General features: G+C 67.3%; 10 protein-coding genes. 7 read left to right on the top strand and 3 right to left on the bottom strand.

The genetic code is table 11. The features are described from left to right. Positions 1–105 precede the first annotated feature (105 nt). Complete coding sequence (locus tag BMY12_RS20485; RefSeq protein WP_218140134.1) at positions 106–2,520, bottom strand: NHL repeat-containing protein; 2,415 nt, start codon at positions 2,518–2,520, stop codon at positions 106–108. A gap of 3 nt (positions 2,521–2,523) precedes the next feature. Between BMY12_RS20485 and BMY12_RS19950 the strand changes: the two genes are divergently transcribed. Further along, positions 2,524–2,922, top strand: a complete 399-nt coding sequence (locus tag BMY12_RS19950; protein ID WP_143068899.1) for a hypothetical protein — start codon at positions 2,524–2,526, stop codon at positions 2,920–2,922. Between the two features lie 77 nt (positions 2,923–2,999). Further along, positions 3,000–3,506 (top strand): hypothetical protein, encoded by a 507-nt coding sequence (locus BMY12_RS08855; protein ID WP_093284755.1) that lies wholly within the window; start codon positions 3,000–3,002, stop codon positions 3,504–3,506. Positions 3,507–3,510: 4 nt separating this feature from the next. On the opposite strand, the gene BMY12_RS08850 is transcribed toward BMY12_RS08855, so the two are convergent. Together BMY12_RS08850 and BMY12_RS08845 are read right to left on the bottom strand one after the other, a co-directional pair. Further along, positions 3,511–6,438 carry a serine/threonine-protein kinase gene (locus BMY12_RS08850; RefSeq protein WP_093284752.1) on the bottom strand — a complete coding sequence of 976 codons (2,928 nt, stop codon included), beginning with the start codon at positions 6,436–6,438 and terminating at the stop codon, positions 3,511–3,513. A 2-nt stretch (positions 6,439–6,440) separates the two neighbouring features. Then, on the bottom strand, positions 6,441–6,995 hold the full coding sequence (locus tag BMY12_RS08845; protein ID WP_093284749.1) for an ECF-type sigma factor: 555 nt from the start codon (positions 6,993–6,995) through the stop codon (positions 6,441–6,443). A 167-nt stretch (positions 6,996–7,162) separates the two neighbouring features. On the opposite strand from BMY12_RS08845, the gene BMY12_RS08840 reads away from it, so the two are divergent. The 5 genes from BMY12_RS08840 (at position 7,163) to BMY12_RS08820 (ending at position 14,616) form a co-directional block, all read left to right on the top strand. Further along, complete coding sequence (locus BMY12_RS08840; RefSeq protein ID WP_093284747.1) at positions 7,163–7,528, top strand: DUF2946 family protein; 366 nt, start codon at positions 7,163–7,165, stop codon at positions 7,526–7,528. Between the two features lie 259 nt (positions 7,529–7,787). After that, on the top strand, positions 7,788–10,157 hold the full coding sequence (locus BMY12_RS08835; RefSeq protein ID WP_218140133.1) for a TonB-dependent receptor family protein: 2,370 nt from the start codon (positions 7,788–7,790) through the stop codon (positions 10,155–10,157). A gap of 2 nt (positions 10,158–10,159) precedes the next feature. Beyond that, entirely contained in the window at positions 10,160–11,524 is a 1,365-nt protein-coding gene (locus tag BMY12_RS08830) for a PepSY-associated TM helix domain-containing protein (protein ID WP_093284744.1), read from the top strand. A 262-nt stretch (positions 11,525–11,786) separates the two neighbouring features. Next, entirely contained in the window at positions 11,787–12,152 is a 366-nt protein-coding gene (locus BMY12_RS08825; RefSeq protein WP_093284740.1) for a DUF2946 family protein, read from the top strand. A gap of 85 nt (positions 12,153–12,237) precedes the next feature. Next, entirely contained in the window at positions 12,238–14,616 is a 2,379-nt protein-coding gene (locus BMY12_RS08820) for a TonB-dependent receptor (protein ID WP_093284737.1), read from the top strand. The last annotated feature ends 256 nt before the right edge of the window (positions 14,617–14,872 follow it).

Below are 14,872 nucleotides of genomic sequence, written 5' to 3'. Positions count from 1 at the left end.
GCGGAGCATCGCGCCGGCGCGGCTTGCCGGACTGCGAAGCAAAGCACAGTGGCGGCAGATCGGGCGGCGTCCCTGCCGCGCGATCCGCCGCACTCTAGCCGCCGCTCAGACGCTTCTGCCGACCGCCTGCGCTGCGCTGCTGATGATGCCGGCGTCCAGGGTGTCGGGCGTGAAGTACAGATGCAGCGGCCGCTCCGAATCCAGGATGCGCAGCACGTCCTCGAAACGCGACAGAGGATGGAAGAGATACACGCCCCAGCCGCCATTGCCGCCGTCGTAAAAATTGGCAGGCAGGGGCGCGCCCTCGTTCTGGAAGTCGATGGTGCCGACGCGCCGGGCGCCGCTCCAGCAGTAGATGCGCGCCGCCAGCGTCGGATGACCGCTGCGGTAACTCAAGGTGTAGGCATCAAACGGCGCGATCACCGGACTGGCCGCTGCCGGCTGCACGGCGGGCAGGCTGGTGAATCCCGCCACCTCGCCGAACACGAAGGTCTGCCCGCCGATGATGGTGCGCGTCTCACCCTCGAGGGCGTACTGCGTGACGCGGATCGCAAAGCCCTTCACCGCTTTCTCCAGCACATAGCTCAGGGTCAGGCTTTGTGTCTCGCCCGGCGCCAGACGCAGCTGCGGCAGGCCGCGCTTCGGATCGCGCAGCTGGTAGATGCCGGGATACGGTGCTTCGAGCGCGTGATGCGCCCCGGCCAGCTGTTCGAGCAGGCGCCCATGCGGTTCGAGCAGCAGTTGCGCGCCTTCGTGGCGTGCCGCTCTGCGGTGGCCGTCCAGAATCTCGAATTCCAGCTGGGTGCTGATCTCGCGCGTGCTGGTGTTCTGCACACGCACCACGCCCAGGGTCGGGAAGCGGCCCATCTTCTGAATGGTGTTGGGCGCGATGATGTGGATATTGCGCCAGGCCACGCTGCGCAGCGCCAGCACATCGCTCATCAGATCGCTGCCGGGAAAGCCGGCGAAGGCAGCGGCGCCCGGTTGGGTGATGTGTGCCAGCAGGCAGTAATGGGTATCGCTGTCGGCCGCGGATGCCGGCGTCGGCGGATTGGGCCAGTTGGTCGGCACCAGCGCGCTGCCGCCGGCGGCAATCACCGGAATCGGCACCTGCGCATTGATCATGCCGCCGTTGCCCGGGCTGGCGCCGTTCCAGTTACCCGGCACGGCGAGCCCGGTGCTGGCGCGCACCCAGTAGCTGCGCAGCACCTCGCTACCGTCGCTGGGCGTCAGGCCACGATTGATGACGCGCGCGTAGAGCACGGCCGGCTGGCCGGGGGCGAGATCCTGTTGCACCAGACCACCGTCGGCGATCTGACGCGGCCAGATCTCGCCGGTTTCCCAGGGCCGCGTGGTGCTGACATCGGGTTCGGCGCCGCTGTCGCCGGGCGCATCGCGGATGTACAGCACGGCGGCATGGCTGCTCACCAGCACCAGACCGCCGTTGCCGGGATTGGTGGACGTGACGCTCAAGTCATTGCCGGCCGTGGTGGTGCCGATGCCGGCCAGCGTGGCGATGTCATAAGCGCGGCCATTGAGTCCCGCTTCCTCGTTGACGTAGAGGCGGCCGAGCGCACGATCGATCTGCAGGCCGCCGAGCTGCGGCTGGGCGCCGGCGTTGTTGTTGAGATTGGGCAGCTGATAGATGAAGAAGCTGTTGTTGGCGGATGCCAGCGGCGGCGTATGGCTGCTGCCCGGCGCCTGACTCAGGAGCGCGGCCTGCAGCGCGGGGCTGAGCCTGACCAGCGAGGTCTTGCCGTTTTTCACGCCGCCGCTGCCGTCGTTGTTGTTGGCCACCCAGAGATTGCCAGCGGCATCGAAGTCCAGGCCTTCGGGCTGCGCAAACAGAAAGCCGGAGGGCGCCGACAGGGCGGCGGTGCTGTTGGCGACCGGAATCGGACCACTGAGATTGCTCAGCTCGCGCCATTGCCAGCCCGCCGCCGTCGGGGTGAAGACCACCACGCGATGATTCTGGTAATCGGAGGCCCAGAGATTGCCGGCCGCATCGAAGACCAGATTGGCGAAGTAGGAAGTCTTGCCGGCATTGCCCAGCACGATGCGCGTGCTGTAGTTGTCCTGCCCGGCGGTGGCGGCCCCGGGATAGCCGCCACCGGTCCCCGAATACTGGACGATCTGGTTGTCGCCGAAATTGCCTTCGGCGACGTAGAGCAGATTCGCCGCATCGAAAGCCATGCCCACGTAGTCGTTGCCGTCGAGGGTGAAGACGAAAGCCTTGGCGCTGGCTTCCCGTCCCAGATGCAGATAGTCGGCGAGCTTGAGCACGCACTGTGCATTGGGCGAGCTGCAGGCGATGAACAGATCGTTGCCGTGCAAGGCACAGGCATTGGGTGCGGCGATCCGCCCCTGTCCGGGAAACAGGCTGTCGATGATGGCCTGCACATCGATCTGATAGCTCGGATACGCCTGCGCGGCGCCGCTCATCGGATCCGGGATGTAGGCACTGACCTTGCCGTTCTTGTATTCGGGGACGATCAGGGACTTGCTCAAATTCGCGCTCATGACATGCACTCCAAGAAATTGCGGATGAGGGCCGGGACTTCCGTCGCCGGCCGGATCGCAGCAGCTGCCCCGCAGCCGGTGCCGCCTCAGCGGCCTGGCAAGGCGGTGTTGCATCTGCTTGCTGATCTGTTCAACGCAAAGCACGCGACGAATGGCTCATGCCGACAGAAATTGCCTGTGTGCGGCATCACGTTCCGCCAGCAGCTCGCTACGCAAAAGCGTGGTTTTCCTGCGCTCCCGGCCATCCAGCGCTGGCGTGCTGGATGGCCCCTGGCACCTGCATGTGCCAAGCACAGCGCGCCAAAAGCTTCGTTTTTCAGCACGCTGCTAAGCTGCGCGGAGTCCGCAGATGCGCATGCGCGCTGCGGCATGAGCCGTTTCGAGGCCGAATTCCGTTTATGAAAAAGCCAGGCCCCTGCGGTGGCCGTGGCGCCTTCGTTCCGCTTTTTCGTTCACTGATCAAACAAGGGGATCCCTCCATGTCGATTTACAAGCTCGCACTGGCCTTTGAAGACATTCCCGGTTGTGGCACCACGTATCCGGGCTGGCCGCGGCCGCACCATGGGTCTGAAGGCGAGGCTCAGCTCGCGGAGCGTCTGCCCTCGCTGCCGGAGCAGCAGCTGATCAGCGCCGCAGTCGATGCGGTGCGGCTCTATCAGCTGGCGGTCACCGTCGGCGGTGAACTCAAGGACGGCCTGAGCCAGCAGGCCGGGCGCCTGTACGATGACTACTGCGGCTCGGTGCCGCTGGCGGAGCTGATCAAGCTGCTGCATCGCGGCTGGCCGCTGCCCGGCCCCTCACCGCGCGTGCAGGATCTGGTGGCCAAGGTGATGAGCTATGCGCTGCTGGAGCGCATCAGGCCGCCGGCCGGAGAAGGCTGCTGCACGCACTGGCAGGAGCAGCTGGCCGGCCTGCGGCATCAGATTCTCGGCGGCTCGGGCATGCAGCTGATGAGCAAGTCCACCGGCAGCAGCGGTCCGCGCTGAGCCGCTAGTGCTGCGCTCGGGCGCGCTGCGCGCGCGCCAGAGCGGCGCGCGCCTGCGCCAGCCAGGGACTGTCGGCGGCGTCCATCGCTTCGCGCAGCGCCACGGCCGCTCGCAGCGGTGATACGGCCTCGTCGGCGCGGCCGGCCTGCAGCAGGGCCTGACCCAGCCAGAGCTGCAGCTGCGCCTGCTGGCGCAGCCTTTGCTCCGGATGTGCGGAGGCCAGCAGATGCGTCAGCGCCTCGCGTGTGCGCGCCACTGCGCGCTGCGCATCGCCACGCGCCAGCGCGACACGGGCCAGGCCCAGCTGTGTGTACAGCCAGCGGTCCGGCAGCCAGGCCGGCGCCGGCGGCGGCGCCTGTTGCAGGCTTTCATACAGCGACTGCGCCTCGTCCAGGCGACCCTGCGCGAGGCGCAGCTCGGCCTGGGTCAGCAAGGCCTCGTCGTAGCGCTCATGCCTGCGGCCGTAGAAGCGCGCCAGTCCGCGCCTGGCTTCGGCGATGCAGGCTTCGGCCAGCCGCCATTGTTTCTGGGTCGCGAGGCGCTCGGCCTGCTGGCGCAGGGCGATCGGCAGGTACACGCTGTCCGGCGCCTGTGCGCGCAGGAAGGCGATGCTCTGATCCAGCAGCGCGCCGGCGGCATCGATCTCGCCGCGTGCGAACAGCAGGCGCGCGTAGAAGATGCGCGCATCCACCGTCCATTCCAGATCATCCTCGCCGCGCAGCTTGCGCAAGGTTGCCAGCGCGGTGCCGAGCAGGGGCTTGGCCTCGCTGAGCCGGCCACGGTCGTAGAGCACCGCGCCGAGATCTTCCTGGGCCACGGCGAAGCGCACATGGTCTTCTCCCACCTGATGCGCGTAGAGCGCCATGGCCTCGCGCAGCTGCGCCTCGGCCTCGTCCCAGCGGTGGGCGCTGCGCAGCATCTCGCCGTATTCGATGCGGGCATTGGCCAGATCGCTTGGACTGCTGGCGAACGGCGGGGTCTGCAGCAGCGCCAGCGCCTGGCGGAAATACGCTTCGGAATGATCGAAATGTCCCTGACGGCGCTGGATGCGCGCCAGCTGCAGAAGCGCGGTCAGGCGAAAGCCATCGTCGGGATGATGGTCTTGCAGGATGCGCAGCGATTCGCCAGCCTGCTGCTCGGCGGCGGGGTCGGCGATGGGGCGGGTCTGATAGGCGATCTGCGACAGCCAGGCCAGGGCATGGGCGCGGGCGCTGGAGTCGCGATCCCGCAGGACATCGAGCATGCGCAGCGCCTCCCGCAGGGTGCGCTCCGCCTCGCCATAGCGGGCGCCTTCCGCCTGCGCGCCGCCCAGCGCGATCTGCACGGCGGCGAGCCGTGCATCGGCGCCGCTGCCCAGGGTCTGGCGCAGCACCGCCAGCTGGCGGGCATACAGATCGGCGGCACGCTCGCTCAGATCGAGATCGTCATACAGGCCCGCGATGATGCCCAGCAGCTCCGCGCGCACCTCCGGCGCTTCCTGCAAGCCGTTCTGGATCTGCCGGGCGCCGATGTCGAGCAGCTGCTCGGCGGTGGTCCGCCTTGCCTGGGCGCCGTCCGGATTGTCCAGGCCGTTTGCGTTGAAGATGCCCAGCAGGAAGTTTTTCACGGCGGTGGCCTTGCTGGCCTCCAGCGCCGCCTTGTGCGCCTGCCACAGCGTGCTGCTCAGACCGGCGGCGCCGAGCAGCAGCACCACCGCCGCCAGCGCCACGCCGAGGCGATGGCGACGCACGAACTTGCGGCTGCGGTACAGCAGGCTGTCGGGCGTGGCCAGCACGCGCTCGTCGGCGAGATGGCGGCGCAGATCGTCGGCGAGGGCCGCGACGCTGGCGTAGCGTTCCTGCGGATTCTTCTTCAGCGCCTTGGCGACGATGGTGTCGAGATCACCGCGCAGGCTGCGGCGCAGGCGCTGCGGACTGCTGGCGCGTTGTGCTGCGCGCAGCGCAGCGGCCTGATCCGCGCCATGCAGCGCGGTGCGGCTCATCGGCGGCACCTGCGCCTGCAGCGCCGCGCGTTCCAGCTGCGCCGCCGACTGACCCGGCGCACCGTAAGGGCGTTCGCCGCACAGCAGCGCATACAGCATCACGCCCAGCGCGTAGACATCGGTGGCGACGGTGACGGTCTGGCCATTGATCTGCTCGGGCGCCGCGTACTCCGGCGTCAGCGCGCGTCCGCCGATGCGCGTCAGCTCGGAGGGGGGCTGTTCATCGTCCTGCACCAGCGTGGCGATGCCGAAATCCAGCAGCTTGACCTGCGCGCCGGCGCCCACCAGCACATTGCCGGGCTTGAGATCGCGATGCACCACCAGATGCGCGTGGGCATGCGCGACCGCCTCGCAGACCTGCAGATACAGCTGCAGACGCGCGCGGATGTCCAGGCGCTGTGCGTCGCAGAACTGATCCAGGCGTTCGCCTTCCACATATTCGAGCGCCAGATACAGCTGCCCGCCCGGCAGCACGCCGGCATCGAGCAGGCGCGCGATGCCGGGATGACTGAGCTGACCCAGAATCCGTCCTTCACGCACGAAGCGCTCGCGCGCCGTGGAGCCCGCCAGATGCAGGTGCAGGAGCTTGAGCGCCACCGGCGCTTCGAACAGGCCGTCGGCCCGTCGCGCCAGCCAGACCTCGCCCATGCCGCCGAGGCCGAGCGGACGCTCCAGGCGGTAAGCGCCCAGCAGCTGCGCGGGGCGCAGCGCCGAGTCGCCGGGTGCAGCGTCCGTCGGCAGCAGCGCGATGGGGCCTTGTTCGAACCAGCCCGGCGCCTGCTCCTGCTCGGTGGCTTGCAGCAGTTCCAGCACGCGCTGGTGCAGCCCGGGGCGGCTGCCTGCGAGCCGCTGCAGCTCGCTTTCGCGCTGAGCCGCCGTCTGCTCCAGCAGCTGATCGACGAGGGCAAAGGCTTCGCGCCACAGCTGCGTGTGAGGCGAGCTGCCGCTCATCTTCAGCCAGCGCCTTCCAGGGTGTGCAGCAGAAAGCCGCGCGCCTTGAGCCAGTCGCGTTTGACGGTGGCGACCGAGAGCTGCTGCACCTCGGCGATCTCTTCGATGGTGAGTCCGCCGAAGAAACGCATCTCGACGATGCCGTGGGCGCGGGCGTCGATACGCGCCAGCGCTTCCAGCGCCGAGTTCAGCGATTCGATATCGGCATTGGCCAGCGGCGCCTCCGGCTCGGCCGTGGTCAGCGTCAGCTCGGTGACGCCGCCGCCGCGCTTGTCGGCCTGGCGTTGCCGGACGTAGTCGATGATCACATTGCGCATCACCGAGGAAGCGTAGGCGAAGAAGCTGGCGCGGTTGCTGGGCGGCAGGCCGGCGCGCTGCGTCAGACGCAGATAGGCCTCGTGCACCAGGGCCGGGGCATCGAGCAGGGTGTGCTGCTGCAGGCCGAGGCGTTGCCGCGCGATCTGCTGCAGGGTGGGGTAGATCGCCGAGAACAATTCGTTGCGGGCGTTCTCGTCGCCGGCGCGAAGCTCATCCAGCAGCTGCGTGATCTCTGTCATAGGCCAGGGGTAGAAAAAAGCGTGCCGTCGCCGAGCGCCAGCCGCAGCGGACCGGTCGTCATCCTACAGGAGCGCGGGCGGCGATCGTGTCGGCATCCGCCGCACGTTCCGGCGGCGGCTCGGAGCCTGTTACACTTTCGCCGACCCGGTATTGATCTCTGCCTCCTGTGCTGATTCCGCTGCGCGCGCATCGTCTTGCCCTGTGGCTGGCCCTGTCGGCCATGCTGCTGCGCGCGCTGATTCCCGGCGGCTTCATGCTGGGCCGCGATGCCGGCAGCGGCAGTTATGGACTGGTGCTGTGCAGCGAGCAGAGCGCCTTCTCCTCGCTCAAGGACAGTGTCACGCATGCGCAGGGCGGCGTTTCACACTGTGCCTTCGCGCTCAGCGCCATGGCCAGCGTGCCGGGCTCGGCGCTGCCGCTGTTCCTGCCGACGCTGCGCCGCGAAGACCCGCACAGCACGGCCGCGCTGTTTCCCCATGCGCTTGGCGATCATCTGCGACCGCCACCACGCGCGCCTCCTGCCTTGTCCTGAACCGCGTTTGCCTGCGGTGAGCGCTTCACGGCGCGCGCGGCTCTGCTGCGCACGTCCGGCGTGGCCGCAGATTTCCCCAGGGACAGCAGCCATCTGAAGCTGGTTCGGGGTCGCGCCCAGACCGTGGACACGATGTCCACCGCGCGAGCCCCGGCCGCGTCCGTGTGCGAACGGACGAGCCCGGCCTGTTCCTGACGCGTCTTCAAAAAAGCCGTGGTGGCGCCGTACGCCGCCCGGACGCCGTCATCAAGGAACATCCATGTTGTCCAAGCGTGAAACCCTGAGCCTGCTGTCCTCCCTGCTGGTGCTGGCGCCCATGCTGGCCGAAGCGCAGCAAAGCGCCGATGCCGGCGCCCGCCGCGAGGCGCTGGAAAAGCAGAAAGCCGAAATCGAAGCCCAGCTGCGCGAACTGGATCGTCAGGCCGCGCCAGCGCCTGCAAGCAGCGCCGCCGCCGTGAGCGACGAGGAGCTGGAGACCGTGCTGGTGCAGGTGCAGCGCCCGCACGCCGCGCCGCTGCCGGTGGCACAGACCGCGCTCAGCGTCGAGCGCGAGCAGTTCCGTCATGCGCCGGGACTGAACATCGCCGAGGTACTGGCGATGACGCCGGGCGTGACCTTCGTGCAGGGCAATGGCCCGCGCGATGTGTCGCTCTCGGTGCGCGGCTCCAACAACCGCCAGACCTTCGGCGTGCGCAACATCAAGCTGTTCGAGGACGGCTTTCCCGTGACGCAGCCCGACGGCCTGGGGCGCACCGATCTCACCGATCCGCATGCCTACTCGCGCATCGATGTGGTGCAGGGGCCGTCCTCGGCGGGCTACGGCAATTACGCCACCGGCGGTGCGGTGCTGTTCTACACGCGTCCGGGCCGCGAGCTGCGCGGTGCCGAACTGGCGCTGGACGCGGGCAGCTATGACTATTTGAACGCCTATGCAACCGTAGGCGATCAGGGTGAGCGCTACGAGTACAGCGGCTTCTTCAGCAATGCCCGCGGCGAAAGCAAGACCGCGCACACCGGCTATCTGACCAACACCGCGAACATCCTGGCCAGCTTCCAGCTCACGCCGCGCGACCGCGTGGTGTTCAAGTTCATCGACAACGAGATGGATGCAAGCCTGTCCATCCGCCTGTCGCTCAACCAGTACCGGCAGAATCCCTACCAGCAGCACTGCGGCGCGCTGGAAGGCACGGCCTGCGCCTCGGTGAGCCTGTTCGAGAACGGCTTCAACGGCAGCAAGGTGCTTCGGAGCCCGCAGCAGGCCGGCCTGCTGCGCAACGACCGCCGCACCATCCTCGGTGCACGCTGGGAGCATGACTTCGACGCGCAGACCCAGGCGCGGCTGCAGGCGGTGTTCGACAACCGCGACATCAAGCAGCCGACCAGCGCCACCGGCGGTCTGGGCAACTATCCGTCCTTCAATTTCTCCGGCGAGCTGGCGCACGGCGGCCTGCTGTGGGAGCGCGCTTCGCAGCTCACGCTCGGCGGCTGGTATCAGTATCAGAACAGCAATGCCTACAGCTTCAATCTGCGTCCGGATGGCCACGCCGCGCTGGGCGGCATGACGCAGTACAGCCCGGCGCGCGTGCAGAGCATGGGCCTGAAGTTTCGCGAGGAACTGCAGCTGGCCTCGCAATGGAGCCTGGTGGGCGGACTGGCGGGCGAGTTCACCAGGCTGCTGGGACGCAATACCGCGTACAGCTACCCCAGCAGCGGCGCACCGACCACCAGCATCACCACCGCGCAGCGCAGCTTCTTCAATCTCGCACCGGAGCTGGCGCTGCAGTACCGGCCCGATGCCGCCTGGCGCCTGCATGCGCGCGCGGCCAGCGGCTACGGCACGCCGCAGGTGAGCAATCTGTTCGTGACGCCGGAGGGCGTGGCCGGCAACAACACCCGGCTCAAGGCCCAGCGCAATCTGGGTTTCGATCTGGGCGCCAGCTGGACGCCGAATGCCGCGTTCAGCGCCGCGCTCACCGGCTTCTATGAGTTCTTCCGCAATGAGCTGGTTTCGCAGTCGCCCGGCGCCAATCTGCTGAGCTACACCTACAACGCGCCGCGTTCCGAGCATCGCGGTGTGGAACTGGCGCTGAAGTGGCAGATGCTGCCGCAGCGGCTGCCGGGCCTGAGCAGCTCGCTGGCCTATCTCTATGATGATCAGCTGTACCGCGATTATCAGGAGCGGCTCAGCGCCGGCAGCCAGTCGCGCCTGTTCACGCGCGACAAGAACAAGATTCCCGGCGTGCAGCCGCAGTATCTCAATGCCCGTCTGGCCTACGATCAGCCGGCCGGCTGGCTCAAGGGCTGGGGCGCTTATGTCGAAGCCAATTACCGGGAAAGTTTTTTTCTGGACAATGCCAATCTGCTCAAGGCGCCGGGCTACACGATCTACAACCTGAATCTGCACTATCAGCCGGCAGCGGAGCAGGGACTGTGGTCGCGCCTGGGTTTGCATCTGGCGGTGCAGAACCTGTTTGACAAGACTTATGTGGGATCAGCCGCCAACATTTCCGACAGCATCGATTCGGGCACCGGCGCGCAGCGTGATGCCACGGCCCTGGCCGCCAGCACCGGCTCGATCTATGCCGGCGGCGCGCGCGCCGTCTACGGCGGCTTCAACTGGAAATTCTGATCATGAGCACTTCGACCTCAGTACGCGCCGCGCCGGCCTGGCCCGATTACCGGGCCATCTGGCGCTGGCATTTCTACGCGGGACTGTTCTGCATTCCCTTCGTGATCTGGCTGTCGCTCACCGGCGCCATCTATCTGTTCAAGCCGCAGCTGGATGCAGGCATCGATGCGCCTTACGAGCAGCTGCGCGTCGACGGACCGCGCGCCAGTGCCCAGGCGCAGATCGAGGCGGCGCTTGCCGCCGTGCCCGGCGCGCGCCTGAAAGCCTACGAGCTGCCGGCCACGCCGCAGTCGGCGGTGCGTGTGCTGGTGGGGCGCGACACCGCGCTGTACCGCGTGTACGTGCATCCGCAGACCCTGCAGGTACTCAAGCGGGTTGACGAGGACCAGCGCTTCACGCGGCTGGTGTTCCTGCTGCACGGCGAGCTGCTGGCGGGCGATGCCGGTTCGGCGCTGGTGGAGCTGGCGGCCTGCTGGGCCATCGTGCTGGTGATCACCGGCCTGGTGCTGTGGTGGCCGCGCGGGCAGCGGGGCCTGGGCGGCGTGCTGTATCCGCGCCTGGCCCATGGCCGTCTGTTCTGGCGCGATCTGCACGCGGTGACCGGCTTCTGGGTTTCGGTATTCGCGCTGTTCCTGCTGCTCAGCGGCCTGCCCTGGGCCAAGTTCTGGGGCGGCAATCTCAAGGCGGTGCGGCAGATCGTGGCCAGCGTGCCGATTCAGCAGGACTGGACCACCGGCCATTCCGCCGAGCTGGTCCAGCGCCGTGTGGAAGAAGGCGGCGAGCATGCCGGCCATCATCACGGCAGCATGAGCGGGCAGCCGCCCGTCGATCTCGCAGCCGTGGATCGTGTGCTGCCGGCAGTGAGCGCCCTGCAGCTGCCGCCGCCGGTGCTGATCGCGCCGCCCACCGCGCGCGAGCCGCGGTGGACCGCGCGCTCGGATACGCAGAACCGGCCGCAGCGGGTGCGGCTGCTGCTGGACGCACAGACCGGCGCCGTCGTGCAGCGCGAGAACTTTGCCGACCGCAAGCTGCTCGACCGCATCATCGGCACCGGCGTCGCCGCGCATGAGGGGCAGCTGTTCGGCTGGTTCAATCAGCTGCTGGGTCTGCTCACCGCGCTGGGGCTGATCACGCTGTGCATCAGCGCCGTGCAGCTGTGGTGGACGCGTCGTCCGCAGGGGCAGCTGGGTGCGCCGCCGGCCGGTGCGCCGCCACGCTTCGTCACCTGGCTGCTGGCGCTGGTGCTGCTGCTCGGATTGCTGCTGCCGCTGATGGGCGCGAGCCTGCTGCTGGTGTATCTGAGCGAGCGCTATCTGCTGCGCCGGCATGCGCCGCTGCGCGCGTTTCTGGGCCTGCAGCCGCACTGAACCGGAGCCGGCTGCGGCGAGGCGGCCGGCCCGAACAAAATGACATAACAGTAGTGCCAGAAATTGCTTGGTCGCGGCGGGGGCAAGTCTTAGCATGCCGCCGCTGACGGAAATAGCAGACATACGGGGTAGGGTGGCTCATGAATCGGGGGGAGCGTGCGCAAGGCCTGTGCGGCCGGGCTCTGCCCTGGCCACAAGGTTCGGTGGCAGATGAGCGCCCGGGGCGCCCATTCCTGAGCGTGCACTGTCAGGTTACCCGCCCTTGCTGATTCCCTTGCGCGCGCAGCGTCTGGCTTTGTGGCTGGCCCTCGCGGCCGTGCTGCTGCGCGCGCTGATTCCGGCCGGCTACATGCTCGGCCGCGAGGCCGGCAGCGATGCCTACGGCCTGATTCTGTGTGGCGAGCAGAACGCTTCACCGGCACAGAAGGATCATCTGACGTCGACGCAGTCCGGATTTTCGCACTGCGCATTTGCGTTCAGCGCCATGGCCGGCGTGCCGGGCAAGGCGCCGCTGTTTGCAACGCTGCTTCCGCTGCGGGGCCCCTCGTTCAGTCTTGACCTGCCGGCGCGGCATGCGCGCGGCAAACGGCTGCGTCCACCGTCCCGCGCGCCACCACAGTTTCCCTGAGCTCTCTTTTTTCCTGCCGTTTCAACTACGCAAAAGCGCGTGCGGCCTCCAGGAGGCTGCGCGCCGGATCTATCGGGGAAGGTTCATGTCTTATCGTCATATCGCCTGGCGTGCCGCCGGGCTGTTTTCCAGTGCGCTTCTGTTGCCCGCCCTCGCCAGGGCCGAAGCGGATGCCGTGCAGCCGCTGGCAGTAGCAGAAGTGGATGAGCAAACCGTGGTGGTGGAGGCGCTGCGCCAGCGCCCGGCGCCGGCCAGGACGCCGGCGATTGTGCAGACGGTCTCGGCCGAGCAGCTGCAGCAGACCGTCAATCTGAGCAACACCGAGGATGCGCTGAAATATCTGCCCAGCCTGCTGGTGCGCAAGCGTTACATCGGCGACACCAATGCACCGGTGGCGACGCGCACCACCGGTATCAATGCCAGCGCCCGCAGCCTGATCTACGCCGATGGCCTGCTGCTCTCGACCCTGGTCAACAACAACAACGGCAATGGTTCGCCGCAATGGTTTCTGGTGCCGCCCGGCGCCATCGACCATGTCGATGTGCTCTATGGCCCCTACGCGGCGGCCTATCCCGGCAATTCCTATGGCGCGGTCGTGGAGATCGCCACGCGCACGCCGGAGACGTTCGAGAGCAGCCTGCGCCTCAACAGCTCGTTCCAGCCTTTCAGGCAGTACGGCAGCGATAGCGATTACAAGGCCTACGAGCTGGGCGCGGATCTGGCGGATCGTCGCGGTGCCTGGTTCTGGCGTCTGGATTTCAATCACCTGGACAGCAACAGCCAGCCGGTCACCTATCTGACCATCGGCAAATCCACGACCACTGCGGCCAGCGGCGATCCCGTGATCAGCGGCGCCTATGCCGACCGCAACCGCACCGGCGGCAACATCCTGGTGCTGGGCGCGGGCAATCTGACGCATACCACGCAGGACAGCGCCGTGGCCCGTCTCGGCTACGACTTCAGCAGCACGCTGCAGCTGGTCTACACCCTGGCCTACTGGCAGAACACCGCCACCACGCGGCCGCAGACTTATCTGCAGGATGCCAGCGGCGCAAGCTATATCGGCAACAGCGGTGGCAGCAGCGGCAAGGTCACGATCAATGGCAACAGCTACAGCGCCAACACCATCGCCGCGCTGTACAGCGACGGTACCGTGGATCAGCGTCGTCTGGCGCAGGGCCTGTCCCTGACGGATCGCAGCGAAACCCTGGACTGGCAGCTCGCGGTCAGTGACTTCGACTATGTGAAGGATCTGTCGCGGACCTCGACGCCCAGCAACAGCAGCGGCAGCAATTATCAGAGCAGCAGCGGGCGCATCACCGACGCCGGCGACACCGGCTGGCGCACGGCCGACGCCCGGATCAGCTATCACCCGCAGGGCCTGGCCAGCGTGCACACCCTCAGCGCCGGTCTGCATGCCGATCAGTACCACCTGGCCAGTCCCTTGTACGACAGCCCCGACTGGTTCAGCGCCGGCAAGGGCGCGCTGTTCAGTGATTCGCGCGGCAAGACGCGTACGCTGGCGGCCTGGGCGCAGGAGCAGTGGCGCATCGCGCCGGCATGGACCGCCACCGTCGGCGCCCGCTACGAGAAATGGAAAGCGTTCGACGGTTTCAACAACAACCGCAGCGGGACTTCGAGCTTCACCTACTTCCCGGTCCAGCAGCCCGAGCTCGACAAGCGTGGTGTCTCGCCCAAGGCCACGCTGGCCTGGCAGAGTCTGCCGGCGCTGGAGCTGAAGGCTTCGCTGGGTCGCGCCCTGCGTTTCCCCACGGTCGGCGAGCTGTATCAGAACATCGCCACCGGCTCGACCTACACCCAGGCCAATCCTTACCTCAAGCCGGAGGATGTGTGGGCCGGCGAGTTCAGTGCCATCTATCGGCACCATGATGCGCTGCTGCGCGTGACGCTGTTCCAGGAAACGGTCAAGGACCTGCTGATCTCGCAGAACGCCCAGCTCAGCAGCACCGTCACCACCTCCTTCGTGCAGAACCTGGACAAGACCCGGCAGCGTGGCGTGGAAGTGGAAGTGGGCAAGGATCGCTTGTTCCTCGACGGCCTGTCTTTCACCGGCAGCGCCACCTATGTCGATGCCGAAATCCTGGAAAACGACAGCTATGTGCCGACGACGGCGGGCGCGCACTCGGTGGGGCGTCGCACGCCGTATGTGGCGAAGTGGCGTGCCAGCGGTGTGCTCAGCTACCGGCCGGACGAGGACTGGACGCTGTCGCTGGCCGGCCGCTACGCCACGCGCCTGTATGCCACGGTGGACGGCAGCGACATCGTCACGCACACCTATCAGGGCTTCGAAGGCTACACGGTGTTCGACACCCGCGTGCGCTATCAGCTCGACAAGCACTGGTCGGCGGCCTTGGGCGTGGACAATCTCAACAACGAGAAGTATTTCCTGTTCCATCCCTTCCCGCAGCGCAGCGCCTTCGCCGAGCTGCACTATGACTTCTGATCGCAGCGGGCGCGGCCTCATGCGGATCTGAGGTAAGGCAGCGGGCGCAGCCGAGCCGCCGCCCGCTGCCTGATTCCCGGCGAGTGCCGGGCTGCCGGCCCAAACAAAATGGCATAACGGTAGTCCCAAGAATTGCTTTGTCGTCGCAGGCGCAAGCCTTAGCATGCCCCGCCTATAGCAAAAGCAGGCATACGGGGTAGGGTTGCTCATGAGTTGGGGACTGCGCAAAGCGCGCATGGGGGTGCTTTGGCTCGTG

Origin of the sequence: Solimonas aquatica (assembly GCF_900111015.1) — a bacterium.
Lineage (GTDB): Bacteria > Pseudomonadota > Gammaproteobacteria > Nevskiales > Nevskiaceae > Solimonas > Solimonas aquatica.
Note: the sequence above shows the minus strand (reverse complement) of the source record. Positions and strands in the feature narration are given on the sequence as shown.